Source organism: Pseudomonas kielensis (assembly GCF_030505375.1).
Lineage (GTDB): Bacteria > Pseudomonadota > Gammaproteobacteria > Pseudomonadales > Pseudomonadaceae > Aquipseudomonas > Aquipseudomonas kielensis.
The window spans coordinates 3,312,484-3,337,580 of record NZ_CP130043.1 but is presented as its reverse complement, the minus strand read 5'-3'; the positions used below and the strand labels follow the sequence as shown (position 1 = coordinate 3,337,580).

Here is a 25,097-nt window from a genome sequence, read left to right as displayed (position 1 = left end):
TGAAGCCTCAACCTACACGGTAGTTTGGCGCTTCTTTGGTGATCTGCACGTCGTGAACGTGGGACTCGGCCATGCCGGCACCGGTGATCCGCACGAACTCAGGCTTGGTGCGCATTTCTTCGATGTCGGCGCTGCCGGTGTAGCCCATCGAGGAACGCAGACCGCCCATCAACTGGTGAATGATCGCGCTCAGGGTGCCCTTGTACGGGACACGGCCCTCGATGCCTTCCGGAACCAGTTTCTCGGCGCCTGCCGAGGAGTCCTGGAAGTAACGGTCGGAGGAGCCTTGTGCCTGGGACATGGCGCCCAGCGAACCCATGCCGCGATAAGCCTTGTACGAACGGCCCTGGTACAGTTCGATCTCGCCTGGCGCTTCTTCAGTACCGGCGAACATCGAGCCCATCATCACGCAGGAAGCACCGGCCACGATAGCCTTGGACAGGTCACCGGAGAAACGGATGCCACCATCGGCGATCAACGGCACGCCGGTGCCTTCAAGGGCAGCGGCAACATTGGCGATGGCGCTGATTTGCGGCACGCCGACACCCGCGACAATACGGGTGGTGCAGATCGAGCCAGGGCCGATACCGACCTTGACCGCATCCGCGCCTGCTTCGGCCAGGGCCTTGGCAGCGGCGCCGGTGGCGATGTTGCCGCCGATCACCTGGACTTGCGGGAAGTTCTGCTTGACCCAACGCACGCGGTCGATCACGCCTTTGGAGTGACCGTGGGCGGTGTCGACCACCACCACGTCAACGCCGGCGTTGACCAGGGCCGCGACGCGATCACCGGTGTCTTTACCGGTACCGACGGCAGCGCCCACACGCAGACGACCTTGGTCGTCCTTGCTGGCCAGCGGGTAAGCCTTGGCTTTTTCGATGTCGTTGACGGTCATCATGCCTTTGAGGGCAAACTTGTCGTCGACGATCAGCACGCGCTCGATGCGGTGCTTGTGCAGCAGTTCACGCACGTCGTTCTTGTCGGCGCCTTCCTTGACCGTGACCAGGCGCTCTTTAGGCGTCATCACTTCACGGACAGTGGCTTCCATACGGTTTTCGAAACGGACGTCGCGGGAGGTGACGATGCCGACCAGGTCGCCATCGTGCAGCACTGGAACACCGGAGATGTTGTGCAGACCGGTCAGTTCGAGCAGTTCGCGAACGGTAGCGTCAGCCTCGATGGTGATCGGGTCCTTGACCACACCGGCTTCGTAACGCTTGACCTTGCGCACTTCGGCAGCTTGCTGCTCGATGGTCATGTTCTTGTGGATAATGCCGATGCCACCTTCCTGAGCCATGGCGATTGCCAGACGGGCTTCAGTGACGGTGTCCATGGCGGCGGAAACCAGTGGGATATTCAGCTCGATGCCACGGGTAAGGCGGGTCTTCAAACTGACTTCATTAGGCAGTACTTCGGAATAACCGGGCACTAAAAGAATGTCGTCGAAGGTCAGAGCTTCTTGGCTGATACGCAGCATCGCGGGGGCTCCCGAGCGGGAAATTGGAAGCGCGACATTATAGTCAGACACCCCCTGCGGTTCAATGTAAAACTCTGTCTATTATCGACGCAGTGATCGACGGGGGTTGTTGTCGCCTATAACTCGACCTTGACCCAACTGACAGGCAAGTCCAGCCACTCGGCAAATTCGTCGATAAAACTCTGCTTGAACCCGGCCTCGGCCCAGTTGTTGAAGATGAAGCCCAGGTTGGAGAACCCGCACTCCTGCAAGAACAGAAAACCATTGATGTCATCTTCGTGCCCACACTCGGGACAGATGAAGTTGTCCGTGCGCCCGGGCATCCAGTCTTCCAGGCTTTCGAACAATGCCTCGCCCACTTCCTTGCGGCACTCGGCGCAGCCGGCCTCCTCGAGAAAGCCTTTGGCGGGGGTATAGATGCAGCGCTTGGTGATGATCTCCAGGCCATTGATCGGCTCACCGAACGGCAACGCCTGCGGGTGCAGCACCACCTCCCGCGCGCCGGGGGCGATGGCGTGGGCCATGCGATTGCCGGTACGCCCGCAGGTAGTGAGTTGTTCTTCGATGATGTTCTTGCGCACCAGCCACCGCACAATCGCCCGCGCCCGGGGTTCGTGCACCGGCAGGGTGGAGATTTTCGGGACGAGGATGCTTTGCGAGTTCATGGGGCAGGCCTGGTACAAATACTGAAAGATTGACCTGTGGGAGCGAGCCTGCTCACGATGGCGGCGGATCAGGCAACATCAATGTTGGCTGTATGGCCTCATCGCGAGCAGGCTCGCTCCCACAGGATTTGCGGCCGGCAGCTTAATCCCTGACAGACTCAGGTCAAGTGCTGAAGTAGCGGGTCAGCAAGGCAATCCCGCTGGCCAGCACCAGCCAGGTCACCAACCGCACAAAGGCCTCGCGGGACAACTTCAGGGCCAGGCGGCGGCCGATCCACGATCCCAGCGCCATGGCCGGCAACAGGCACAGGGCAAACAGTAACAAGGGTAGCTCGGCGTAGACCCCGGCGATCAGGAACAGGCTCAGGCGCACCAGGGTGCTGCAACTGATCAGGGCACTTTGCGTGGCGCGGGCGGCGTCCTTGGGCAGGCGGCTGTTGAGGTAAATGGCATATAGAAAGCCGCCACTGCCGAACAACGCACCAAACAAGCCACCGACCGTGCCCATGGGGATCGCCCAACCGGCGGCCAACTGCGTTGGGCGAACCTTCACCCACAGGCTGTACATGGCGTAGGCACTGATGAACAGGCCCATCAACAGCAGCAACAGGTCGGACTTGAGGTTCAGCAGGAAGATCACCCCCAGGGTGCAGCCCAGCGCCATGCACGGCAGCAGGCGTAACAACTCGGGCCTGGCCACGTCACGGCGCGAGGGCAGCAGGTTGCCAAACGCTGCGACAAAATCCAGCAGCACCAGCAAGGGCACGATTTTCGACAGCGGCATGAACAGGATCAGGATCGGCCCCGCCACCAGGGCCGTGCCAAAACCGGCAATGCCAAACACGATATAGGCCAGGCTGATTGCCAGGGCGATGATCAGCCAGTCCGTGGCGCCAAATGGCCATTGTTGCAACAACTCGATCAGGTTCATCAGGGCTTTCCTTGATTTAGCGCTGATCACTTTAGCCAGCCTGCAGCATTGCGACTAATATCTTCCCGACCCTCTATCCATCTCAAAAAGGCATGGCTCGTGCTTTCGACTCGTCAATTGCGTTACTTCGTGGAAATCGCCGAGTGCGGCAGTTTCAGTGCCGCTGCCGAACGTCTGTTCATCGCCCAGTCAGCCCTGAGCCGGCAGATCAAGGACATGGAGAACCGCCTGCAGACCCCGCTGTTCGAACGTACCGCACGCCAGCCACGGCTCACCGCCGCCGGCCAGGCCTTCCTGCCTCGTGCCAGAAGCCTGCTCAGTGAACTGCTCAAGGCCAGTGAGATGGCGACCCAGGTCGGCAACGGCCAACTCGGCACCTTGCGCCTGAGTCACTCCAGCACCGTTCCCATGAGCGGCCGGGTGTTGGGCGGTATCAGCGCTTATCTGGAGCAGCAGACCGATGTGTCGATGGACATCGTCAAGCTGTCCTCCGAGGCCCAGTTGCAGGAACTCGCCGAGGGTCGCCTGGACGTGGGCCTGCTGCGCTTGCCGGTGCTGCGCCAGCGCGAAGGGGTACAGATCATCGAGCTGTATCGCGAACGTTTGCTGCTGGCGGTGCCGCCTGGGCATGCACTGGCGCGCAACACGCCTGAACAGGGCATCGGGCTGGGGCAACTGAAGGAGCTGCCGTTCATCTCCATTCCTCACCCGCAACGCGGCGGCTTGAGTTACCTGTCTGCCGAGCTGTGCATGCGCCAGGGCTTCTTTCCCAAGGCCGCGCGGGTGGTGTCGCGCAAAACCACTCAGTTGCAATTGATCCAGGCTGGGTTCGGCATTGCCCTGCTCCCTGAATCGATGCAGGACATCGCGCCGCCCGACATTCACTTCCTGCCCCTGGCCGACCCGGGTTGCTACAGCAGTGTCGCCCTCGCCTGCCGGCAAGATCCCACCGCGCTGGTTCAGCAGTTCGTGGAACACATGAGCCGGCCGGCATAGGGGATCGTGCATTAGGCGCAAGATTGCCTTTATCATGCGCCCCATGATTAAAGATCCCTTTGCAAGACTCGGCCTGGACCGCGAAGTCCTCACCGTCAGCCAACTCAACGGCCGCGCGCGGGTGCTGCTCGAAGACGTGTTCAGCAACATCTGGGTCGAAGGCGAAATCTCCAACCTCGCCCGCCCGGCGTCTGGTCATGTGTATTTCACCCTCAAGGACAGCGGTGCCCAGGTGCGTTGCGCGCTGTTCCGGCAGAACGCCGCGCGGGTGCGCCAGGCACTCAAGGATGGCCTGGCCGTCAAGGTGCGGGGCAAGGTCTCGCTGTTTGAAGGGCGCGGCGACTACCAACTGATTCTCGACACCGTCGAGCCCGCCGGTGAGGGTGCACTGCGCCTGGCGTTCGATGCGCTGAAGGAAAAGCTCAGCGCCGAAGGCCTGTTCAGCGCCGAGCGCAAGGTACCGCTGCCGGCCCACCCGCAGCGCATCGGCATCATCAGCTCGCCCACCGGCGCGGTGATCCGCGACATCATCAGCGTGTTCCGCCGCCGTGCGCCCCAGGTGTCGCTGACCCTGATCCCCACCGCCGTGCAGGGCCGCGAAGCCACCGCGCAGATTGTCCGCGCCCTGCAACTGGCCGACGCCCGGGGCTTCGACGCCTTGATCCTGGCCCGTGGCGGCGGCTCGCTGGAAGACCTCTGGTGCTTCAACGAGGAAGCCGTGGCCCGCGCCGTGGATGCCTGCGTCACGCCGATCGTCAGCGCCGTCGGGCATGAAACCGACGTGTCGATCAGCGACTTCGTGGCGGACGTCCGCGCGCCCACGCCGTCGGCCGCCGCCGAACTGCTGGCACCGGACTCCAGCGACCTGCTGCGCCGGGTCGAAAGCCTGCATCGACGCCTGGTGATGCGAATGCGCGACCGCCTGATGCGCGATCGCTTGCGCCTGGAAGGCATGTCCCGGCGCCTGCGTCACCCGGGTGAACGCCTGCGCCAACAAGCGCAACGCCTCGACGACCTGGACATGCGCCTGCGCCGAGCCTTCGAGCGCAGCCTCAACACCCGCCGTGAACGCTTGATCCGCCTGGAAACCCGCCTCGCCGGGCAACATCCGGGGCGGCAACTGGCATTGCTGCGCCAGCGCCTGGACAGTTTTGCCGAACGCCTGCCCCGGGCCATGCGTGAAGGGCTCAAGTCGCGGCGCCTGCTGTTGCAAAGTCAGGTCCAGACCCTGCAAGTGGTCAGCCCGCTGGCGACCCTGGCCCGTGGCTACAGCATTTTGCTCGATGAACGCGGCAATGCGATCCGCAGCGCCGGGCAAACCCATACCGGCCAGCGCCTGACAGCCAGGCTGGGCGAAGGCCAATTGCAGGTGCGGGTCGAAGACAATCACCTGACACCTGTCACCCTTTCTTTACTGGATTGATCGATGCCGCGTTTTTTTGCTCCGCTGCTGCTGTTATGCCTGACCTTCAACGCCCACGCCGACAGTTACATCACCCGCCTGCTGAACAAGCCGGTACCCGGCGGTGTGGCGGTGGTCGACCTCGGCCCTGCGGCACAGGCGCCCAAAGCCAGCTACCAGGGCAAGCCGGTGCTGGTGGTCAAGGAACAGAACAATTGGCTGGCCATTGTCGGGGTACCCCTGACCGTCAAGCCGGGGACCCAGCAAATCAGCAGCGCGGGACGCAGCTTGAGCTTCACGGTGAGTAACAAGAAGTACCCGGAACAACGCATCACCCTGAAAAACACCCAGCAGGTCAATCCCAACCCGGCCAACCTCAAGCGCATCGAGGCCGAGCTGGCCGAGCAGATCCAGGCGTACCGCACCTTCAGCCCGAACATCCCGAGCAACCTGCTGCTGGACAAACCGGTCAACGGACCACTGTCGAGCAAGTTCGGCGTACGCCGTTTCTTCAACGGTGAAGAGCGCAATCCCCACTCAGGCCTGGACTTCGCCGTCCCGGCCGGGACCCCGGTCAAGACCCCGGCCAATGGCAAGGTGATCCTGATTGGTAACTACTTCTTCAACGGCAATACCGTGTTCGTCGACCACGGCCAGGGCTTCATCAGCATGTTCTGCCACCTGTCGAAAATCGACGTGAAGCCCGGCCAGTCGCTGGCACGTGGTGCCGTGGTCGGCAAGGTCGGCGCCACCGGCCGCGCGACCGGTCCGCACATGCATTGGAATATCAGCCTGAATGATGCGCGGGTTGACCCGGCGATTTTCATTGGGGCATTCCAGCCCTGATGCATTGGCGAGGCTAGCGGCCTCATCGCGGGCCGGGCGGCGCTCCGCTTGCCCGCGATGACAATTCCAAAGACAGCGAAGAAGCACCCTGAACCGCCAGCCTTCAATTGCGCATTGCTCCAACCCTACGCAAACATCCAGATAATTTTCAAAACAACCCGCAATAAAATCTCGATAAAAGTGGCTTTTCGAGTATTCCTATCAAAGTTTTCCGACTGCTTGCCATCTTTTCCCGTCGCGGTTAGGGTTGAAGGCATGAAAACCTCTCACACCCTCATTCAGCTTCGCCAGCACCGCAGCCTGTGCCTCGTCAGCGCACGACTGCCGGGCTGAATCGCAGCGCCTCGCCCCAAGATTTATCCAACGCAACAGTGATCCACCGGCAGGCCGCCTCTTTTCGGCCAACAACAGAATAAGGATTCCCAGATGAGCATGCTCAAAGACCCGTCTTCGAAATACCGCGCGTTCCCGACCATCGACATTCCTGATCGCACCTGGCCGTCGAAGACCATCACGTCCGCGCCGATCTGGTGCAGCTCCGACCTGCGCGATGGCAACCAGTCGCTGATCGAGCCGATGGATGCGGTGAAAAAGCTGCGCTTCTGGAAAACCCTGGTCCAAGTGGGCGTGAAGGAAATCGAAGCCTCCTTCCCGGCCGCTTCGCAAACCGATTTCGACTTCGTGCGGACCTTGATCGAAGACGGCCACATCCCGGACGACACCACCATCCAGGTGTTGACCCAGGGCCGTGAAGACTTGATCGCCCGCACTTTCGAATCCCTGCGCGGGGCGAAAAAGGCCATCGTTCACCTCTACAACGCCACCTCCCCGTCCTTCCGCCGGATCGTCTTCAATCAGGACAAGGACGGCATCAAGGAAATCGCGGTCAGCGCGGCCAAGCTGTTCGTCAAGTACGCCGCCCAGCAGCCAGAGACCGAGTGGACGTTCGAATACTCGCCAGAGACCTTCAGCGCCACTGAGCTGGAGTTCGCCAAGGAAGTCTGTGACGCGGTGATCGAGGTCTGGAACCCGACGCCGGAACACAAGATGATCCTCAACCTGCCTGCCACCGTCGAGTGCGCCACGCCGAACATCTACGCCGACCAGATCGAGTGGTTCGGCCGCCACATCAACCGTCGTGACAGCGTGCTCATCAGCCTGCACACCCACAACGACCGTGGCACTGGCGTTGCCGCCACCGAGCTGGGCCTGATGGCCGGCGCCGACCGTGTCGAAGGCTGCCTGTTCGGCAACGGCGAGCGCACCGGTAACGTCGACCTGGTCACCGTGGCCTTGAACCTCTACACCCAGGGCGTGAACCCTGAGCTGGACTTCTCCGACATCGACGGCGTGCGCAAAGTCGTCGAAGAGTGCAACCAGATTGCCGTACACCCACGTCACCCGTATGTCGGCGACCTGGTGCACACCGCGTTCTCCGGCTCCCACCAGGATGCCATCCGCAAGGGCTTCGCCCAGCAGCAGCCGGACGCCCTGTGGGAAGTGCCGTACTTGCCGATCGACCCGGCCGACATCGGTCGCAGCTACGAGGCGGTGATCCGCGTCAACAGCCAGTCCGGCAAGGGCGGGATCGCCTACCTGCTGGAACAGGAATACGGCATCAACTTGCCGCGCCGCATGCAGATCGAGTTCAGCCAGGTAGTGCAACGCGAGACCGATCGCCTGGGCCTCGAGATGACCGCCCAACAGATCCACGCCTTGCTCCACAGCGAGTACTTGCAGGCCAACACCCCGTACGCGCTGGTCAGCCATCGCTTGCAGGAAGAAAACGGCCACAGCGCCGTGGAAGTGGAAGTCTCGAGCAAGGGCCAGGGCGAAACCAACCTGCACTGGCGCGGCAAGGGCAATGGCGCCCTGGAAGCCCTGGTGGCCGGTTTGCCGATCCCGGTGGAGATCATGGACTACAACGAACACGCCATCGGCGCCGGCACCAATGCCAAGGCCGCGGCCTACATTGAACTGCGAGTGAACGGCGAACGTGCGGTGCATGGCGTGGGCATCGATGAAAACATCACCACCGCCAGCTTCAAGGCCCTGTTCAGCGCGCTGAACCGTTCCCTGAGCCAGCCACAGGCCAAAGCGGCGTAACAGGCTGAGCGCAAGACAAAAGGCCCCGCGGTGAGAACCTCGGGGCCTTCTTATTTGCCTAATGTTTATGCGCCAGTAGGAGGTCCGCCATCGCGAGCAGGCTCGCGATGACGGTCTGTCAGGCAACAATCAACTCAGGTGAACTCAAAGGTATCGGCATCCAGGTTCGCCGGGAATCGCGTGCGGTAGGCGGCCAGTTCGGCCGCGTCGAGCACCACCTGGAACACCCCATCGGCCTCGCCGGCGCTTAGCAGGGTCTCGCCCTGGAAGTCCAGCACCTGGCTGTCGCCGGTGTAGGCAAAGCCCTTGCCATCGGTACCCACGCGGTTCACCGCCGCGACGTAGCACAGGTTCTCGATGGCCCGGGCCGGCAACAGGCGATTCCAGTGCTGGCGGCGCGCGCCCGGCCAGTTGGCGGTGTACAGCAGCAGGTCGGTGTCCTGGGGATCGCGACTCCACACCGGGAAGCGCAGGTCGTAGCAAATCAACGGGCGTATGCGCCATCCCTTGAGTTCGAACTGCACCTGGCGCTCGCCGGGCGTGAAGTGATTGTGTTCGCCCGCCATGCGGAACAGGTGACGCTTGTCGTAGTGCCAGACTTCACCATCGGGCCGCGCCCACAGCAGGCGGTTGCGATGGCTGCCATCGGCGGCCTGGACGATGATGCTGCCGGTGATCACTGCATCCAGCTTCGCCGCCTGGGCCCGCAGCCATTTGCTGGTCGGGCCGTTTTCCGCTTCGGCGAGGGTGGCCGATTCCATGGAAAAACCCGTGGTGAACATCTCCGGCAGGATGATCAGGTCCGCGCCGCGCGCCTGCTCCAGCAACAGTTCGAAGTGCTCGAAGTTCGCCTGGCGGTCGTGCCAGGCCAGCGTGGTCTGGATCAGTGCCAGGTTGAGGTTGGGTAGATTGCTCAGATCACGCATAGTTTTTCCGCCGCCTCACGCAGCGTCTCCTCTCGCTTGGCAAAACACAGGCGCACCAGGCGTTGTTCCTGCGGTGGGTTCTGGTAGAACACCGACACCGGAATAGCGGCCACGCCGTGCTCACGGGTCATCCAGACGGCCATGTCGACATCGTTCAGGTCCGGGCGAATCTGCGAGTAATCGACCAGTTGGAAATAAGTCCCGGTGACCCGGGTAAAGCTGAATCGCGATGGCAGCAGCAGATCGCAGAACAGGTCACGCTTGCCCTGATAGAAGGCTGGCAGTTGTTCGACGTGTTCCGGATGGGCCGCCATGTAGTCGGCCAGCGCGTACTGCAATGGGGTCACGCCGCAGAAGCTGACGTACTGGTGCACCTTGCGCAGCTCTGCCGTGAGGGCCGGTGGCGCCACCACGTAGCCGGTCTTCCAGCCGGTGACGTGGTAGGTCTTGCCGAACGAGCTGACCACAAAGGCCCGTTGATACAGCTCTTGATGGGCCAGCACGCTGACATGGGGCACGCCGTCGTACACCAGGTGCTCATAGACCTCGTCGCTGACCAGGTAGATGTCGCGGTCACGGATCAGCTCGGCCAACTGCTCAAGCTCGGCGCGGGAAATCAGCGCACCACTGGGGTTGTGCGGCGAGTTGAGGATGATCATTCGCGTACGCGGGCTGAGCGCATCCTTGAGGGCCTGGAAATCGATCGCGAAGTCGTTCGCCGCCAGTTGCACATGCACGCAGCGTCCGCCGGCCAGGGCGACCGAGGGCTCATAGCTGTCATAGGCCGGGTCAAAGACGATGACCTCGTCACCGCTGTGGATCACCGCCTGGATCGCGCAGAAGATCGCCTGGGTGGCACCCGGGGTGATTGTCACCTCGTCTTCGGCATCAACGCTGACCCCATAGCTGCGGGCGATCTTCGCCGCCACTTGCTGGCGCAATGCCGGCAGGCCTGTCATGGGGCAATACTGGTTGTGTCCATTGGCCACGTGCCACCCCAGTGCATCGCGCAGGGCTTGCGGGCCGTCGAAATCGGGGAAGCCCTGGGACAGGTTGAGCGCGCCGCTCGAAGCCGCGAGCTGGGACATCTGGGTGAAGATAGTGATGCCGACATTCGGCAACTTGCTGGTGATCATCAAGTGTTCCCTACTGGACGCTCGCGCTGACAACGGCGCGGGAGAGCCCGAGGATAGCGCAAACACCAGACACGAAAAAGGGCGCCCGCAGGCGCCCTTTCCGATGTTGCACAGCAGCGGCAATCAACGCTTGTCGCGGCGTTTCTTATCGGCTTTCTTGTGGTGCGACATCAAACGACGCTTCTTGTTGACCTGACGGTCGGTGAGCGTGTTCTTGTTCGCCTCGTACGGGTTCTCGCCACCCTTGAACTCGATGCGGATCGGCGTACCAACCAGCTTCAGCACACGGCGGTAGGTGTTTTCCAGGTAACGCACGTACGAGTTCGGAACCTTCTCGACCTGGTTACCGTGGATCACGATCAGCGGCGGGTTGGCACCCCCCAAGTGGGCGTAGCGCAGCTTGATCCGGCGGTTGTTGACCATCGGCGGCGCGTGCTCGCCAACGGCGTCTTCGAGGATCTGGGTCAGGCGGTTGGTCGGCCAGCGAGTGATCGCCGACTTGAACGAGTTCTGTACCGACTGGTACAGGTTGCCCACGCCAGTGCCGTGCAGGGCCGAGATGAAGTGGATGTCGGCGAAGTCGACGAAGAACAACCGACGCTCCAGCTCGATCTTCACGAAGTCACGCTCCGACGACGTCATGCCGTCCCACTTGTTCAGCGCGATGACGATGGCGCGACCGGCCTCCAGGGCAAAGCCCAGCAGGTTCAGGTCGTGGTCGACCACACCTTCACGGGCGTCCATCACAAAGATCACCACGTTGGCGTCTTTGATCGCTTGCAGGGTCTTGACCACCGAGAACTTTTCGACTTCCTCGTTGATCTTGCCGCGCTTGCGCACACCCGCGGTGTCGATCAGCGTGTACTTCTCGTCGTTACGCTCGAACGGGATGTAGATACTGTCGCGGGTCGTGCCCGGCTCGTCGTAGACGATGACCCGGTCTTCGCCGAGCATGCGGTTGACCAGGGTCGACTTGCCGACGTTCGGCCGACCGATGATGGCGATCTTGATGCCATCTTTTTCGCTCGGGCCAGGAATCCGTACCGCTTCTTCGCCTTCGGCGACGTTGGCGTTCAGATCCTCTTCTTCGGTGTCACGCGGGAATTCGGCGAGGGCGGCTTCCAGCAGGGTGTTGACACCGCGACCTTGTGCACCGGCAACGCCAATGGCGTGGCCCATGCCCAGGGGAGCAAATTCAGCACGGGCCATTTCCGGATCGATGTTGTCGATCTTGTTGGCGACCAACAGGGAGCGTTTGTTGCGCTTGCGCAAGTGCTCGGCAATCATCTGGTCAGCGGCGGTGAAACCCGCCTTGGCGTCTACCAGGAACAGAACGACATCGGCTTCTTCGATGGCCAGCAGCGACTGCTCGGCCATCTTTTCGTCCATGCCGTGTTCGTCACCGGAAATACCGCCGGTGTCGACCAGGATATAGGAGCGCCCTTGCCACTTTGCCTCACCGTATTGGCGATCACGGGTCAGACCGGAAAGGTCGCCGACAATAGCGTCGCGGCTTTTGGTCAGGCGGTTGAACATGGTGGATTTGCCGACGTTCGGTCGGCCCACCAGGGCGATTACGGGAACCATGCGGCTCTCCACTTCGTTATTTCAGAAAATACAAAAGCCGCTGCGAGGCAGCGGCTGGTGCTCGGGGGCAGCACTGTGGGAGCGAGCTTGCTCGCGAAAAACGTTACAACACCACGTATCTACAGGCTCTACGCGTCATCGTTGACGTCCATCGCGAGCAAGCTCGCTCCCACAGGTGAAGCCGCCTGGGGGTTCAACCCCAAGCATAGTTCTTACTTGATGGTCAGCGCTTCCAGTTTGCCGCTGTTGCCATACACATAAATCGTGTCACCCACCACCAGCGGACGGGCACGAAGGCCGTCGCTGTCGATGCGTTCACGGCCGACGAAACGGCCATCCACCTGACTCAACAGGTGCAGGTAACCTTCCAGGTCACCGACTGCAACGTAGCTGGAGAACACTTCCGGGGCCGACAGTTGACGACGGGCCAGCGAATCGTTGCTCCACAAGGCTGTGGTGGAACGTTCGTCGACGCCTTCAACGGTACCCGAAGACAGACTCACATAAACGTTGCCGAAACCTTGAGCGACACCGGCGTAGCTGGAGGCATCACGCTGCCACAGCTGACGACCGCTCTCCAGGTCCAGTGCCGCAACGCGACCCTGGTAGCTGGCGACATACAGGGTGCCGCCGGACAACAGCAGGCCACCGTCGATGTCGACTACGCGATCCAACTCGGAACGGCCCTGCGGGATCGCTACACGCGTTTCCCACATCGGCACGCCGTTGTTGATGTTCAGCGCCACCACTTTACCGGTCGACAGACCGGCCAGCGCCAGGCGGTTGGTCACGATCGGCGCACTGGTGCCACGCAGGGTCAGGACCGCCGGGGTGCTGTCGTACAACCAACGCTGGTTGCCGGTGGCGGCGTCCAGGCCGATCAGGCGATCGTCCTGGGTTTGCACCACGACCACATCACCGTTGTTGGCAGGCGGGGCCAGCACTTCGCTGGTGACCCGGGCACGCCATTTTTCTTCACCGTTGATGGCGTCCAGGGCAATCACTTCACCCTTGAGGGTACCGACCATGACCAGCCCGTAACCCACGCCCACGGCGCCGGAAACTGGCAGCTCGAGGTCTTTCTCCCACTTGACGTCACCGTTGCCGCGATCCATCGCCATGACCGTGCCATTCACGTCACCGGCATAGATGGTATCGCCGTCGATGGCCGGCACCAGCATGTTGTAGGTTTCGCCCTGACCGTCACCGATCGAACGACTCCACTGCTTTTGCAGGACCACTTCTTCCTTGAAGTCGACCAGTTCGGCCGGTGGCAGTTCTTTTTTGCTGTTGCTGCTGCAACCCGCGGCCAGGACGGCCAGAGCCAGCAATGCTGCATGTTTCCAACGAATCACGTCACGCATCCCCTTTGGCCAGGTCGTCCAGCTTGATTTGTAGGCCACCGACTGCCGCTTCATCCGACAGCGCCGCCTTGGCTTTCTGGTAGGCCGCATGGGCTTCGTCGGTACGACCCAACTGGACCAGCAGGTCACCCTTGAGTTCCTCGCGAGTGGCCAGGAAGGCCTTGTCCGCATCGCCTTCGAGCAGCTTCAGGGCTTCGTCGGTCTTGTTCTGCGCCGCCAGCACCTGGGCCAGACGCTGACGCGCCACTTCGCCCAGGGTCGGGTTGACTGGCTTGTCGGCCACGGCCTTGAGTTCGTTGGCAGCGTCGTCGAGCTTACCGCTGTCGACCGCAACCTTGGCCACGAACAGGCGACCGTACTGCGCGTAGGCAGTACCACCGAACTCGCTGTTGAGCTTGTTGGCGAGGTCCGCAACACGGGCCGCGTCAGGCTTGCCGTCCGGGGTCAGCGTGGTTTCCAGCAGTTGCTGGTAGAGCATCGAGGCGCCTTGCGACTGGTTGCTCTGATACTTCTGGAACGCCTGCCAGCCGAACACGATGACCAGCGCCAACAGGCCGCCAGTGACCAGGGGTTTACCGTTGCGCGTCCACCAGTCCTTCAAATCCGCCAGCTGTTCATCTTCGGTACTCGACACCCCAATACTCCTTATTCGCTAAATCGGCTGTTTGACAGCTTCAACCCTGCACGACGCAGGTGGCCAGGTGAGCGGCAAGCGCGTCCCAGGCAATGCTTTGTTGTTCGCCCTGGCCACGCAGGGGTTTGAAACCTACCACTTGCTGGGCCATCTCGTCGTCACCGAGGATCAGTGCATACAGCGCACCGCTCTTGTCGGCTTTCTTGAACTGGCTTTTGAAGCTGCCGGCGCCGGCGTTCACTTGCAGGCGCAGGTTGGGCAACTGGTCACGCACCCGCTCGCTCAGGGTCAGGGCGGCCAGTTCGGCAGCCTCGCCGAAGGCGCACAGGTAGACGTCGACCTGCCGGGAAATCTCTTGCGGGATCTGCTCCAGGGTTTCCAGCAGCAACACCAGGCGCTCGATGCCCATGGCGAAACCCACGCCGGTGGTCGGCTTGCCGCCCATCTGCTCGACCAGACCGTCGTAACGGCCGCCCGCGCACACGGTGCCCTGGGCGCCGAGCTTGTCGGTGACCCACTCGAATACGGTCTTGCTGTAGTAGTCCAGCCCGCGTACCAGCTTGGGATTGATCACATAAGGAATGCCGGCGGCGTCCAGGCGGGCCTTGAGGCCTTCGAAGTGCGCGCGCGATTCGTCATCCAGGTAGTCGGCCATCTTCGGTGCGTCGACCAGTACCGCCTGGGTATCGGCGTTCTTGGTGTCGAGCACGCGCAGCGGGTTGGTCTTGAGGCGACGCTGGCTGTCTTCGTCCAGTTGGTCCAGGCGCGCCGAGAGGTACTCGACCAGCGCCTCGCGGTAACGCCCACGGGACTCGCTGGTGCCCAGGCTGTTGAGCTCGAGCTTGACCGCGTCGCGGATCCCCAGCTCGCCCCACAGGCGCCAGGTCAGCACGATCAGCTCGGCGTCGATGTCCGGACCGTCGAGGTTGAACACTTCGACACCAATCTGGTGGAACTGGCGATAGCGGCCTTTCTGTGGACGCTCGTGGCGGAACATCGGGCCGATGTACCAGAGTTTCTGTACCTGGCCACCGCCGGTGATGCCGTGCTCCAGCACAGCCCGCACGCAGGCTGCGGTGCCTTCGGGACGCAAGGTCAGGGAATCGCCGTTGCGGTCCTCGAAGGTGTACATCTCTTTTTCGACGATATCGGTCACTTCACCGATAGAGCGCTTGAACAGCTCGGTGAACTCGACGATCGGCATGCGGATCTGCTTGTAACCGTAGTTATCCAGCAGACGCGAAACGGTGCCTTCGAAATAACGCCACAGTGGGGTCTGTTCGGGCAGGATGTCGTTCATGCCACGGATGGCTTGCAGAGACTTGCTCACAAAAATTCCTTAATTCGGTTGATCAGCCGCGAGCGATCAGCGCTGCGTCGGCTTCGACCTTTTCGGCCGCCTTCTGGCGGATCAGCCGTTCCAGCTCATCCACCAGATTGTCATTCGTCAGTTTCTGCGCCGGCTTGCCGTCGATGTAGATCAGGTTCGGCGTGCCGCCAGTGAGGCCGATGTGGGCCTCCTTGGCTTCGCCAGGACCGTTGACCACGCAGCCGATGACCGCAACATCCAGCGGCACCAGCAGATCTTCGAGGCGCCCTTCCAGCTCGTTCATGGTCTTGACCACATCGAAGTTCTGCCGCGAGCAGCTCGGGCAGGCGATGAAGTTGATGCCACGGGAACGCAGGTGCAGGGACTTGAGGATGTCGTAGCCGACTTTCACTTCCTCGACGGGATCAGCCGCCAGCGAGATGCGGATAGTATCGCCAATCCCTTCGGCGAGCAGCATACCGAGGCCCACCGCGGATTTCACTGTGCCTGAACGCAATCCACCGGCCTCGGTGATGCCCAGGTGCAACGGCTGGACGATTTCCTTGGCCAGCAAGCGGTAGGCTTCGACGGCCATGAACACGTCGGAGGCCTTCACGCTGACCTTGAAGTCCTGGAAATTCAGGCGCTCAAGGTGCTCGACGTGGCGCAAGGCCGACTCCACCAGCGCCGCCGGCGTTGGCTCGCCGTATTTCTTTTGCAGGTCTTTTTCCAGGGAACCGGCGTTGACCCCGATACGGATCGGGATCCCACGGTCGCGGGCGGCATCGACCACCGCACGCACGCGGTCTTCACGACCGATGTTGCCCGGGTTGATCCGCAGGCAGTCGACACCCAGTTCAGCGACCCGCAGGGCGATCTTGTAGTCGAAGTGAATGTCGGCCACCAGCGGCACCTTCACCAACTGCTTGATCCGACCGAAGGCTTCAGCAGCATCCATGTCCGGGACGGAAACCCGCACGATGTCGACGCCAGCGGCTTCCAGACGGTTGATCTGGGCCACGGTGGCGGCAACATCGTTGGTGTCGCTGTTGGTCATGCTCTGCACAGCGATAGGCGCATCACCGCCCACCGGTACCGAACCGACCCAGATCTTGCGGGATTCGCGACGTTTGATTGGAGATTCGCCGTGCATGACTTATTGACCCAACTTCAGGCGAGCAGTCTCGCCACTGGTGAACGGAGCTACATCGACAGCCTGTCCGTTGTAGCTGACTTGCGCGCCGCGGGCAAAGCCCAGGCGGACGGCAAAGGGTGGCTTGCCGCTGACTTCGACGGTTTCGCCCTTGCGTTTCAGACCGCTGAACAGCACTTTGCCATTGCCGTCGGAAACCTGCGTCCAGCAGTCGGACACATACTGGATCCGGACCTGGCCGGAGCCGGCCACCGGCGTGGTTGCCACCGGGGCAGGCGCAACAGGCACTACCGGCGCGCTGACCACGGGTGCCGGTGCCACGGGCGCAACCGGGGCAACTGGCGCTGCCGGGGTGGCTGGCGCGGCAACCGCAGGCGCAGGCGCGGCAGGTGTTGCCACCGGGGCCTGGGAAGTTTCCGCGCTCGGGGCCACGGAGGCACCCTCAGGCAAGGTCAGCGGGGTGGTGCTTTCGGTCTGGGCTTCGACGACGGCCTGGTCTTCCGGCTCGTCCAGCGGGTGGATCTGGGTGGTGCCGTCGGCGCCTTCGACTTCGACGTGCTCCGGGTTCAGGCCGATCAGGTCCTTGGTGCGCAGCGAGGTTTGATCCTGCCACCAGACAAAACCGCCACCCACGACCGCAATCAGCAACAGCAGGCTGACAATGCGCAGGATGGTATGGGAAATACGGCTGGGCTCCTCGATACGTCCCAGGCTATGAACGTTGCTGCCTTGGGCGTCGGTGCCGGTGTGCTGGTCGAACTGCTGGACCAGGATGGCCTGGTCCATGCCGAGCAATTTGGCATAGGCACGGATGTAGCCACGGGCAAAGGTATGCCCTGGCAACTTGTCGAACGCGCCAGCTTCCAGGTTACCCAGGGAAATCACGGTGAGATTGAGCTTTACCGCCACTTCAGCCAACGACCAACCATTGCTTTCGCGGCCCTGACGCAAGGTCTCTCCGGGGTTTACGCGAGTCGCTGCTACAACTTCGGGATGCGCCGCTTTCATCATTGCTCCGACAGGTATTGCTGATATTCCGGCGTACCGGGATAGAGTCGTTTTAATTGCAGGCCCAGACTGGCGGCCTTGTCGCGATCTTCGAACACACTGGCCAGCCGAACGCCGAGCCATAGACTACGTGCATTTTGCTCGGCGAGCAGGCTAAAACGGTCGTAATAGTCACGCGAGGGCACATAATGCCTGTCTTCGAAGGACAACTCAGCCATTTCCAGCAACGCCCGTGGTTGCTGGCGGTTCAGGCGCAGGGCTTTTTCCAGCTGTTGCCGGGCCAGATCACGCTCGCCGAGCATCGCGGCCGTCATGCCCAGGTTCTCGAAGACCCGCGAACGTTCAGGATAAAGGCTATCGGCAGCGGCCTGTTGAAAGCGCTCGTAGGCTTCTTTGTAACGTTTCTCTTCAAAGAGAAAGCTGCCGTAGTTGTTGAGGATCCGCGCATTGCCCGGGCGTGCTGCGAGGGCCTTGCGAAAGTGCTGCTCGGCCAGTTCCGGCTCCATTTCCATCTGGAACACCAAGCCCAGGGCGGCGTTGGCATCGGCGTCATTGCTGTCGAGTTCCAGGGCTTTGCGCAGCGGGACTTTCGCCTGCTCGGTCATGCCCTGGCGCAGGTAGCCCATGCCCAACTGCACATAGGCTACTCGCGCCTCGTCACGGCCCTTGCTGGTCTGCATTGGATTGAAATCACCCGATGAGACGCAGCCAGCCGAGAGGCTGGCCAACAGCAGGAGCAGCGCAACGCGCAGGGACATAGAGATCCTCTCTTAGGTACGATTCGCAGCGTCTTGCGCCAGATCGCTGTCGGCGTTCAATTCCCGCACAGCAATGTAACGTTCGCTACGGCGGGTGCGATCCAGCACCTGCCCGACCAATTGACCACAAGCGGCATCGATGTCTTCGCCGCGGGTGGTGCGCACGGTGACGTTGAAACCAGCGTGATGCAGTTGATCCTGGAAACGCCGGATAGCGTTGTTGCTCGGCCGCTCGTAACCGGAATGCGGGAACGGGTTGAACGGGATCAGGTTGATCTTGCACGGGATGTTCTTGAGCAACTCGATCATTTCCACCGCGTGTTCGACCTTGTCATTGATGTCTTTGAGCAAGGTGTACTCGATGGTCAACACACGTTTTTCGCCCAGGGACGACATGTAGCGCTGGCACGACTCGAGGAGCATCTTAAGCGGATACTTCTTGTTGATCGGTACCAATTGGTTACGCAATGCGTCGTTGGGTGCGTGCAGCGACAACGCCAGGGACACGTCGATGTGCTTGGACAGCTCGTCGATCATCGGCACCACGCCGGAGGTCGACAGGGTCACGCGGCGCTTGGAGATGCCGTAGCCCAGGTCGTCCATCATCAGGTGCATGGCAGCGATGACGTTGTCGAAGTTCAGCAGCGGCTCACCCATGCCCATCATCACCACGTTGGTGATGGCACGGTCGGCGGTCGCCGGGATGCTGCCAAACGATTTATTGGCAATCCACACCTGGCCGATGACTTCGGCGGCGGTGAGGTTGCTATTGAAGCCTTGCTTGCCGGTGGAGCAGAAACTGCAGTCCAGGGCACAGCCTGCCTGGGACGAAACGCACAAGGTGCCGCGTTTGCCCTGGGGAATGTACACGGTCTCGACACAGCTGCCGGACGCCACGCGCACCACCCACTTACGGGTGCCGTCGCTGGAAATGTCCTCGCTGACCACTTCGGGACCGCGAACTTCGGCAATGGCCTTGAGCTTGTCGCGCAGGGCCTTGCTGACGTTCGTCATGGCGTCGAAATCGTCGACGCCAAAGTGGTGAATCCATTTCATTACCTGACCGGCACGGAAACGCTTCTCCCCGATTGAGTCGAAGAATTTTTCCATTTCCAGCTGAGTCAGACCCAGCAGGTTAGTTTTAACAGTCGATGTAGTCATGGATTCACCTTCACTCTTAAGCCAATGCTTAGCGAGTGGTTACTTCAGTAGCTGCGAAGAAGTACGAGATTTCGCGAGCAGCAGCGGCTTCGGAGTCCGAACCGTGTACAGCGTTGGCGTCGATGGAATCAGCGAAGTCAGCGCGGATGGTGCCGGCAGCAGCTTCTTTAGGGTTGGTAGCGCCCATCAGCTCACGGTTCAGAGCGATAGCGTTTTCGCCTTCCAGAACCTGTACAACAACAGGGCCGGAGATCATGAAGGCAACCAGGTCGCCGAAGAAACCACGAGCGCTGTGCTCAGCGTAGAAGCCTTCGGCTTCAGCTTTGGACAGTTGCTTGAGTTTCGAAGCTACAACGCGCAGGCCAGCTTTTTCGAAACGAGTGGTGATCTCGCCGATAACGTTTTTTGCAACAGCGTCAGGCTTGATGATGGAGAAAGTACGTTGAACAGCCATGGTGTAACTCCAGAAACGGTAATTTGCGAAAAATTAAACCCGCGAATTATACGCGGGTTCTTGGGTATTGCCTAACCTGCGGCGAGCTTCAGTCGCGCTCTTCGATCCAGTGGGCCTGAATGGCCTCCAGAATCTTTTCCCCGCAGTGCTCGGGCTTGTCGTCAAACTCGGGCAATTCCATGACCCACTTGCGTAGATCGACGAAATTGACCGACATTGGATCTACATCCGGCTTGCTTTCCGCCAGCTGGATCGCGATTTCCAGTACATCAGTCCACTTCAGACTCATGACAATTCCTTGAATCAGTGCGGCGCTTCGGCAGCGTGGTTGAGCGAATACTTCGGAATCTCGACGGTCAGGTCTTCGGTGCCGACCTTGGCCTGACAGGCCAGGCGGGACACAGGCTCCAGACCCCAGGCCCGATCAAGATAGTCCTCTTCCAGCTCGTCGGCCTCTTCCAGCGAGTCAAAACCCTCACGAATCAGGCAGTGGCACGTGGTGCAGGCGCAGACGCCACCGCAGGCGCTTTCCATCTCGATATGGTGTTCGTGTGCCAGATCGAGAATAGAAGTGCCGGGCTCAGCCTCGACAACCATGCCGTCCGGGCAGAACTTCTCGTGTGGCAGAAAAATGACCTGCGGCATCAGATATCCTCGATTTCATTCAGATTGCGCCCCGACAGAGCGGCCTTCACCGTCTGGTCCATGCGGCGGGCAGCAAAAGCGTCGGTCACTTGCGACAGACGCTTGGTCTGCTGCTCGATGGCGTAACCATCAGTACCTTTCATCAGTTCGATCAGTTCCTGCACCTGCATGTCGATGACCATGCGCTCTTCGGCGTCGAGCAAGCGCTCGCCATCCGCCTCCAGAGCACCCTGCACAGCCTCGACCAGGCGCTGGGCATCAACCTGCTGCTCGCGCAGGACGCGGGCAACCTTGTCATCATTGGCGTGCTGGAACGAATCCTTGAGCATCTTGGCAATTTCGCCGTCGGTCAGACCGTAGGACGGCTTGACCTGGATGCTCGCCTCCACGCCCGAACCCAGCTCGCGTGCCGACACGCTGAGCAGGCCGTCGGCGTCGACCTGGAAGGTCACGCGAATCTTCGCCGCACCGGCCACCATGGCCGGAATACCGCGCAATTCAAAACGCGCCAGGGAGCGGCAATCGCTGATCAGCTCACGCTCGCCCTGCAGGACATGAATCATCATGGCCGACTGGCCGTCTTTGTAGGTGGTGAAGTCCTGAGCACGCGCCACCGGGATCGTGGTGTTGCGCGGAATCACCTTCTCCATCAGGCCGCCCATGGTTTCCAGCCCCAGGGACAACGGGATCACGTCGAGCAGGAGCAGTTCGCCACCGTCACGCTTGTTGCCTGCCAGGGTATCGGCCTGGATCGCAGCACCAATGGCCACCACTTGATCCGGATCGATTTCAGTCAGCGGCTGGCGACCAAAGGCTTCAGCGACGGCCTCGCGCACCCGCGGCACACGAGTGGAACCACCAACCATGACCACCGCATGCACTTCATCCAGCTCGATGCCGGAGTCACGCACAGCACGACGACAGGCCTTGAGGCTGCGCGCGACCATTGGCTCGATCAGCGCATCAAAGGCTTCACGGGTCAGCTCGGCTTTCCAGGTGCCATGAGTCACGTCGACCGACGGGGCATTGGTCAGCGCTTCCTTGGCCGCGCAGGCGGTTTGCAGCAGTTGACGCTGCGCGCCCGGGTCGAGATCGGCGGACAAGCCGGCGCTCTCGATGATCCAGCCAGCAATGGCGTGGTCAAAATCATCGCCACCCAGGGCGCTGTCGCCGCCGGTCGCCAGGACCTCAAACACACCGCCGGTCAGGCGCAGAATCGAAATATCGAAGGTGCCGCCGCCCAGGTCATAGATAGCAACCAGGCCTTCGGCGTGCTGGTCCAGCCCGTAGGCGACCGCCGCAGCCGTTGGCTCATTGAGCAGGCGCAGCACATTCAGGCCGGCCAGTTTGGCCGCATCCTTGGTGGCTTGACGCTGGGCATCGTCGAAGTAGGCCGGAACCGTGATCACGGCCCCCACCAGTTCACCCCCCAACGCCGCTTCAGCGCGCTGACGCAGCACCTTGAGGATATCGGCGGAGACTTCGACCGGGCTTTTCGGCCCTTGAACGGTGTCGATGAACGGCATATGCGACTCGCCACCGACAAAGCGGTACGGCAGTTGCTCGCCCAGTTGCTTGACGTCGGAAAGACCACGACCCATCAAGCGCTTGACCGACAGCACGGTGTTCAACGGGTCGGTAGCGGCAGCCAGCCTGGCGGATTCGCCCACTTCGACGCGATCAACGTGATAGCGCACGGCAGACGGCAGGATGACCTGCCCGTCAGCGTCGGCCAGCGGCTCGGAAAGACCACTGCGCAACGCAGCGACCAGCGAATTGGTAGTGCCCAAGTCGATCCCCACAGCCAGACGACGCTGGTGCGGTTGAGGACTTTGGCCGGGTTCGGCGATCTGCAGTAGGGCCATCGTTATCAGGACTTATCTGTATATCAGGCGTGCGACCGAGGCGGCACTGGGTTAATCGTCGAGGCGCTCTTCTAACTGGCGCACTTCGTAGGTGAGCTTGTCGAGGAACTGCATGCGCCGCATCAGGCGTTCGGCCTGTTCGCGTTGCGCGGCATCGTTCCAGCAAGCTGCGAAGCTTTGGTTCAGCTCTTCCTGGGCGACCTTCAGGCGGCGCTTGAATACCGCAACCCCGGCCAGGTCGGCGCTGTCTTGCAGGTCTTCGAGCTCTTCGCGCCATTGCATCTGCTGCAGAAGAAACTCCGGATCATGCACCGTGACCTCCAGCGGCAGCTCGCCACCACCCATCGCGAGCAGGTAACGCGCGCGCTTGGGGGGACTCTTGAGCGTCTGGTAGGCCTCGTTGAGGCTCGCGGATTGCTCTAGCGCCAGCCGTTGCTCACGCTCGGAAGCATCAGCAAAGCGGTCCGGATGAACGCCGCGCGCCAACTCACGGTAGCGCGTAGCCAGCTGATCGAGGTCCAGGTTGAAGCTCGGTTGCAGCTCAAATAAAGCGAAATGACAAGGAGTTCCCACGACAAGCCTCAGATGTTGAAGCTTTCGCCGCAGCCACATTCACCGCGTACGTTGGGATTGTTGAACTTGAAGCCTTCGTTCAACCCTTCCTTGACGAAATCGAGCTCGGTGCCGTCCAGGTAGGCCAGGCTTTTCGGGTCGATGATCACTTTCTCGCCGTGACTCTCGAACACCTGATCCTCTGCCACCACTTCGTCGACAAACTCCAGCACGTAGGCAAGGCCGGAACAGCCCGTGGTGCGAACACCCAGGCGAATCCCCTCACCTTTGCCGCGCCCGTCGAGGGAGCGTCGCACGTGTCGAGCAGCCGCTTCTGTCATGCTGATAGCCATCGTTGACTCCTTACTCGTCGCCAAAACCTGAAAGTCAGATCAAGCCTTTTTTCTGCTTGTAGTCGCGAACAGCAGCCTTGATGGCGTCTTCAGCGAGTACCGAGCAGTGGATTTTCACTGGCGGCAGGGCCAGTTCTTCAGCCAGCTGAGTGTTCTTGATGGTCTCGGCTTCATCCAGGGTCTTGCCCTTCATCCACTCGGTGGCCAGGGAGCTGGAAGCAATGGCGGAACCGCAGCCGTAGGTCTTGAACTTGGCGTCTTCGATGATGCCTTGCTCGTTGACCTTGATCTGCAGGCGCATCACGTCGCCGCACGCCGGAGCGCCGACCATGCCAGTGCCGACATCAGGATCCTGCGCGTCCATCTTGCCGACGTTGCGCGGGTTTTCGTAGTGGTCGATGACCTTTTCGCTGTAAGCCATGATTCAATCCTCACTCATCAGAGAGTCGCTCTTTGGGCCCTGCAAACCGAAATTTCAAGACAGAGCCCGTGTGCGGCGACTTATATATCAGTGTGCCGCCCACTCGATCTTCGAAATGTCGACGCCGTCTTTGTACATGTCCCACAGCGGCGACAGAGCGCGCAGCTTGGTAACGGCCTCGCAGACTTTCTGCGCGGCGTAATCGATTTCTTCTTCGGTGGTGAAGCGGCCGAAGGTGAAGCGGATCGAGCTGTGTGCCAGTTCGTCGTTGCGGCCCAGGGCACGCAGTACGTACGAAGGCTCGAGCGAAGCCGAGGTGCAGGCCGAACCGGAGGAAACCGCCAGGTCCTTGAGCGCCATGATCAGCGACTCGCCTTCAACGTAGTTGAAGCTCAGGTTCAGGTTGTGCGGAACGCGGGCGGTCATGCTGCCGTTGACGTACAGCTCTTCCAGGTGCTCGACCTGCTTGTAGAAGCGGTCGCTCAGGGCCTTGATGCGTACGTTCTCGGCAGCCATGTCTTCCTTGGCTACGCGGAAGGCTTCGCCCATGCCGACGATCTGGTGAGTGGCCAGGGTGCCGGAGCGCATGCCACGCTCATGACCGCCACCGTGCATGGTCGCTTCGATGCGCACACGCGGCTTGCGGCTCACGTACAGTGCGCCGATGCCTTTAGGGCCGTAGGTCTTGTGAGCGGAGAAGGACATCATGTCGACTTTCAGCTTCTGCAGGTCGATCTCGACCTTGCCAGTGGACTGTGCGGCGTCGACGTGGAACAGGATGCCCTTGGCGCGGAGCAACTCGCCGATGGCGGCGATGTCGTTGATGGTGCCGATTTCGTTGTTCACGTGCATGACCGAAACCAGGATGGTGTCGTCACGCAGTGCAGCTTCGATCATTTCCGGAGTCACCAGGCCATCGGTGCGCGGCTCGAGGTAGGTCACTTCGAAACCTTCACGCTCCAGTTGGCGCATGGTGTCGAGGACAGCCTTGTGCTCAATCTTGGTGGTGATCAGGTGCTTGCCTTTGGTGGCATAGAAATGTGCCGCACCCTTGATTGCCAGGTTGTCTGACTCGGTGGCGCCGGAGGTCCAGACGATTTCACGCGGGTCGGCGTTGACCAGGTCGGCGACCTGGCGGCGAGCGTTCTCGACCGATTCTTCGGCTTTCCAGCCGAACACGTGGGAGCGGGACGCCGGGTTACCGAAGTTTCCGTCGACCAGCAGGCATTCACTCATCTTTTGCGCGACACGCGGATCAACCGGGGTGGTCGCAGAGTAATCAAGGTAAATCGGCAATTTCATGGACTATCTCCTAAATCAGGCTGGCTGGCGTGCCGCTAGCTCTTTG

Annotated in this window: 25 protein-coding genes; 4 read left to right on the top strand and 21 right to left on the bottom strand. The window is 61.3% G+C overall.

Annotated features, from left to right (window positions below; genetic code table 11):
* Positions 1–7: 7 nt before the first annotated feature.
* The 3 genes from guaB to Q1W70_RS15655 form a co-directional block, all read right to left on the bottom strand.
* Positions 8–1,477, bottom strand: a complete 1,470-nt coding sequence (gene guaB, locus Q1W70_RS15665; RefSeq protein ID WP_095166020.1) for an IMP dehydrogenase — start codon at positions 1,475–1,477, stop codon at positions 8–10.
* Between the two features lie 116 nt (positions 1,478–1,593).
* On the bottom strand, positions 1,594–2,142 hold the full coding sequence (locus tag Q1W70_RS15660) for a sugar ABC transporter ATPase (protein ID WP_166592555.1): 549 nt from the start codon (positions 2,140–2,142) through the stop codon (positions 1,594–1,596).
* A 163-nt stretch (positions 2,143–2,305) separates the two neighbouring features.
* A complete protein-coding gene (locus Q1W70_RS15655; RefSeq protein ID WP_302097547.1) occupies positions 2,306–3,073 on the bottom strand; it encodes a sulfite exporter TauE/SafE family protein in 768 nt (255 codons plus the stop codon).
* Positions 3,074–3,172: 99 nt separating this feature from the next.
* Between Q1W70_RS15655 and Q1W70_RS15650 the strand changes: the two genes are divergently transcribed.
* From Q1W70_RS15650 to leuA, 4 genes are all read left to right on the top strand, one after another.
* Positions 3,173–4,069, top strand: coding sequence for a LysR family transcriptional regulator (locus tag Q1W70_RS15650; protein ID WP_302097545.1), 897 nt, complete (start codon positions 3,173–3,175; stop codon positions 4,067–4,069).
* 43 nt (positions 4,070–4,112) lie between these two features.
* Positions 4,113–5,492, top strand: coding sequence for an exodeoxyribonuclease VII large subunit (gene xseA / locus Q1W70_RS15645; protein ID WP_166592570.1), 1,380 nt, complete (start codon positions 4,113–4,115; stop codon positions 5,490–5,492).
* Between the two features lie 3 nt (positions 5,493–5,495).
* Positions 5,496–6,317 (top strand): M23 family metallopeptidase, encoded by an 822-nt coding sequence (locus Q1W70_RS15640; RefSeq protein ID WP_302097543.1) that lies wholly within the window; start codon positions 5,496–5,498, stop codon positions 6,315–6,317.
* Positions 6,318–6,743: 426 nt separating this feature from the next.
* Positions 6,744–8,423 (top strand): 2-isopropylmalate synthase, encoded by a 1,680-nt coding sequence (gene leuA / locus Q1W70_RS15635; protein WP_166592551.1) that lies wholly within the window; start codon positions 6,744–6,746, stop codon positions 8,421–8,423.
* A 134-nt stretch (positions 8,424–8,557) separates the two neighbouring features.
* Here leuA and Q1W70_RS15630 read toward each other — a convergent pair whose 3' ends face one another.
* From Q1W70_RS15630 to Q1W70_RS15545, 18 genes are all read right to left on the bottom strand, one after another.
* The gene (locus Q1W70_RS15630; protein ID WP_166592550.1) at positions 8,558–9,349 is read right to left on the bottom strand and encodes an amidohydrolase; all 792 of its coding nucleotides are present in this window, start codon (positions 9,347–9,349) and stop codon (positions 8,558–8,560) included.
* Positions 9,337–10,485: a pyridoxal phosphate-dependent aminotransferase gene (locus Q1W70_RS15625; protein ID WP_166592549.1), complete on the bottom strand. Its 1,149-nt coding sequence runs from the start codon at positions 10,483–10,485 to the stop codon at positions 9,337–9,339. The genes Q1W70_RS15630 and Q1W70_RS15625 overlap by 13 nt, the downstream gene beginning before the upstream one ends.
* Positions 10,486–10,608: 123 nt before the next feature.
* Positions 10,609–12,072: a ribosome biogenesis GTPase Der gene (gene der, locus Q1W70_RS15620; protein WP_166592548.1), complete on the bottom strand. Its 1,464-nt coding sequence runs from the start codon at positions 12,070–12,072 to the stop codon at positions 10,609–10,611.
* Positions 12,073–12,284: 212 nt separating this feature from the next.
* Positions 12,285–13,436 (bottom strand): outer membrane protein assembly factor BamB, encoded by a 1,152-nt coding sequence (gene bamB, locus Q1W70_RS15615; protein ID WP_095166036.1) that lies wholly within the window; start codon positions 13,434–13,436, stop codon positions 12,285–12,287.
* Positions 13,429–14,070: a tetratricopeptide repeat protein gene (locus Q1W70_RS15610; RefSeq protein ID WP_182342172.1), complete on the bottom strand. Its 642-nt coding sequence runs from the start codon at positions 14,068–14,070 to the stop codon at positions 13,429–13,431. Before Q1W70_RS15610 ends, bamB begins: the two co-directional genes overlap by 8 nt.
* 40 nt (positions 14,071–14,110) lie before the next feature.
* Entirely contained in the window at positions 14,111–15,400 is a 1,290-nt protein-coding gene (gene hisS, locus Q1W70_RS15605; RefSeq protein WP_166593063.1) for a histidine--tRNA ligase, read from the bottom strand.
* 22 nt (positions 15,401–15,422) lie between these two features.
* Complete coding sequence (ispG, locus tag Q1W70_RS15600; RefSeq protein ID WP_095166042.1) at positions 15,423–16,532, bottom strand: flavodoxin-dependent (E)-4-hydroxy-3-methylbut-2-enyl-diphosphate synthase; 1,110 nt, start codon at positions 16,530–16,532, stop codon at positions 15,423–15,425.
* A gap of 3 nt (positions 16,533–16,535) precedes the next feature.
* The gene (locus Q1W70_RS15595; protein WP_166593062.1) at positions 16,536–17,540 is read right to left on the bottom strand and encodes a RodZ domain-containing protein; all 1,005 of its coding nucleotides are present in this window, start codon (positions 17,538–17,540) and stop codon (positions 16,536–16,538) included.
* Complete coding sequence (gene pilW / locus Q1W70_RS15590; protein ID WP_185818391.1) at positions 17,540–18,298, bottom strand: type IV pilus biogenesis/stability protein PilW; 759 nt, start codon at positions 18,296–18,298, stop codon at positions 17,540–17,542. The genes Q1W70_RS15595 and pilW overlap by 1 nt, the downstream gene beginning before the upstream one ends.
* A 12-nt stretch (positions 18,299–18,310) precedes the next feature.
* Positions 18,311–19,459, bottom strand: a complete 1,149-nt coding sequence (rlmN, locus tag Q1W70_RS15585; RefSeq protein WP_166593060.1) for a dual-specificity RNA methyltransferase RlmN — start codon at positions 19,457–19,459, stop codon at positions 18,311–18,313.
* Between the two features lie 28 nt (positions 19,460–19,487).
* Positions 19,488–19,913 (bottom strand): nucleoside-diphosphate kinase, encoded by a 426-nt coding sequence (gene ndk, locus Q1W70_RS15580; protein WP_007916882.1) that lies wholly within the window; start codon positions 19,911–19,913, stop codon positions 19,488–19,490.
* An 88-nt stretch (positions 19,914–20,001) separates the two neighbouring features.
* Positions 20,002–20,202 (bottom strand): Fe-S cluster assembly protein IscX, encoded by a 201-nt coding sequence (gene iscX / locus Q1W70_RS15575; RefSeq protein ID WP_017123703.1) that lies wholly within the window; start codon positions 20,200–20,202, stop codon positions 20,002–20,004.
* A gap of 14 nt (positions 20,203–20,216) precedes the next feature.
* Positions 20,217–20,558: an ISC system 2Fe-2S type ferredoxin gene (gene fdx / locus Q1W70_RS15570; RefSeq protein WP_166593059.1), complete on the bottom strand. Its 342-nt coding sequence runs from the start codon at positions 20,556–20,558 to the stop codon at positions 20,217–20,219.
* Positions 20,558–22,423: a Fe-S protein assembly chaperone HscA gene (gene hscA, locus Q1W70_RS15565; protein ID WP_166593058.1), complete on the bottom strand. Its 1,866-nt coding sequence runs from the start codon at positions 22,421–22,423 to the stop codon at positions 20,558–20,560. The genes fdx and hscA overlap by 1 nt, the downstream gene beginning before the upstream one ends.
* 51 nt (positions 22,424–22,474) lie before the next feature.
* Positions 22,475–22,996: a co-chaperone HscB gene (gene hscB, locus Q1W70_RS15560; protein WP_166593057.1), complete on the bottom strand. Its 522-nt coding sequence runs from the start codon at positions 22,994–22,996 to the stop codon at positions 22,475–22,477.
* 8 nt (positions 22,997–23,004) lie between these two features.
* A complete protein-coding gene (iscA, locus tag Q1W70_RS15555) occupies positions 23,005–23,328 on the bottom strand; it encodes an iron-sulfur cluster assembly protein IscA (RefSeq protein ID WP_003227904.1) in 324 nt (107 codons plus the stop codon).
* A gap of 34 nt (positions 23,329–23,362) precedes the next feature.
* Entirely contained in the window at positions 23,363–23,749 is a 387-nt protein-coding gene (iscU, locus tag Q1W70_RS15550; protein WP_003185157.1) for a Fe-S cluster assembly scaffold IscU, read from the bottom strand.
* An 87-nt stretch (positions 23,750–23,836) separates the two neighbouring features.
* A complete protein-coding gene (locus tag Q1W70_RS15545) occupies positions 23,837–25,051 on the bottom strand; it encodes an IscS subfamily cysteine desulfurase (protein WP_166593056.1) in 1,215 nt (404 codons plus the stop codon).
* Positions 25,052–25,097 lie beyond the last annotated feature (46 nt).

Coding starts and splice junctions, on each gene's coding strand:
- ispG (WP_095166042.1), bottom strand. CDS start 16,532: ATGCACGGCGAATCTCCAATCAAACGTCGCGAATCCCGCAAGATCTGG.
- bamB (WP_095166036.1), bottom strand. CDS start 13,436: ATGCGTGACGTGATTCGTTGGAAACATGCAGCATTGCTGGCTCTGGCC.
- iscX (WP_017123703.1), bottom strand. CDS start 20,202: ATGAGTCTGAAGTGGACTGATGTACTGGAAATCGCGATCCAGCTGGCG.
- iscA (WP_003227904.1), bottom strand. CDS start 23,328: ATGGCTATCAGCATGACAGAAGCGGCTGCTCGACACGTGCGACGCTCC.
- Q1W70_RS15660 (WP_166592555.1), bottom strand. CDS start 2,142: ATGAACTCGCAAAGCATCCTCGTCCCGAAAATCTCCACCCTGCCGGTG.
- Q1W70_RS15595 (WP_166593062.1), bottom strand. CDS start 17,540: ATGAAAGCGGCGCATCCCGAAGTTGTAGCAGCGACTCGCGTAAACCCC.
- ndk (WP_007916882.1), bottom strand. CDS start 19,913: ATGGCTGTTCAACGTACTTTCTCCATCATCAAGCCTGACGCTGTTGCA.
- iscU (WP_003185157.1), bottom strand. CDS start 23,749: ATGGCTTACAGCGAAAAGGTCATCGACCACTACGAAAACCCGCGCAAC.
- Q1W70_RS15630 (WP_166592550.1), bottom strand. CDS start 9,349: ATGCGTGATCTGAGCAATCTACCCAACCTCAACCTGGCACTGATCCAG.
- Q1W70_RS15625 (WP_166592549.1), bottom strand. CDS start 10,485: ATGATCACCAGCAAGTTGCCGAATGTCGGCATCACTATCTTCACCCAG.
- Q1W70_RS15545 (WP_166593056.1), bottom strand. CDS start 25,051: ATGAAATTGCCGATTTACCTTGATTACTCTGCGACCACCCCGGTTGAT.
- guaB (WP_095166020.1), bottom strand. CDS start 1,477: ATGCTGCGTATCAGCCAAGAAGCTCTGACCTTCGACGACATTCTTTTA.
- fdx (WP_166593059.1), bottom strand. CDS start 20,558: ATGCCGCAGGTCATTTTTCTGCCACACGAGAAGTTCTGCCCGGACGGC.
- rlmN (WP_166593060.1), bottom strand. CDS start 19,459: ATGACTACATCGACTGTTAAAACTAACCTGCTGGGTCTGACTCAGCTG.
- xseA (WP_166592570.1), top strand. CDS start 4,113: ATGATTAAAGATCCCTTTGCAAGACTCGGCCTGGACCGCGAAGTCCTC.
- Q1W70_RS15640 (WP_302097543.1), top strand. CDS start 5,496: ATGCCGCGTTTTTTTGCTCCGCTGCTGCTGTTATGCCTGACCTTCAAC.
- der (WP_166592548.1), bottom strand. CDS start 12,072: ATGGTTCCCGTAATCGCCCTGGTGGGCCGACCGAACGTCGGCAAATCC.
- pilW (WP_185818391.1), bottom strand. CDS start 18,298: ATGTCCCTGCGCGTTGCGCTGCTCCTGCTGTTGGCCAGCCTCTCGGCT.
- leuA (WP_166592551.1), top strand. CDS start 6,744: ATGAGCATGCTCAAAGACCCGTCTTCGAAATACCGCGCGTTCCCGACC.
- Q1W70_RS15655 (WP_302097547.1), bottom strand. CDS start 3,073: ATGAACCTGATCGAGTTGTTGCAACAATGGCCATTTGGCGCCACGGAC.
- hscA (WP_166593058.1), bottom strand. CDS start 22,423: ATGGCCCTACTGCAGATCGCCGAACCCGGCCAAAGTCCTCAACCGCAC.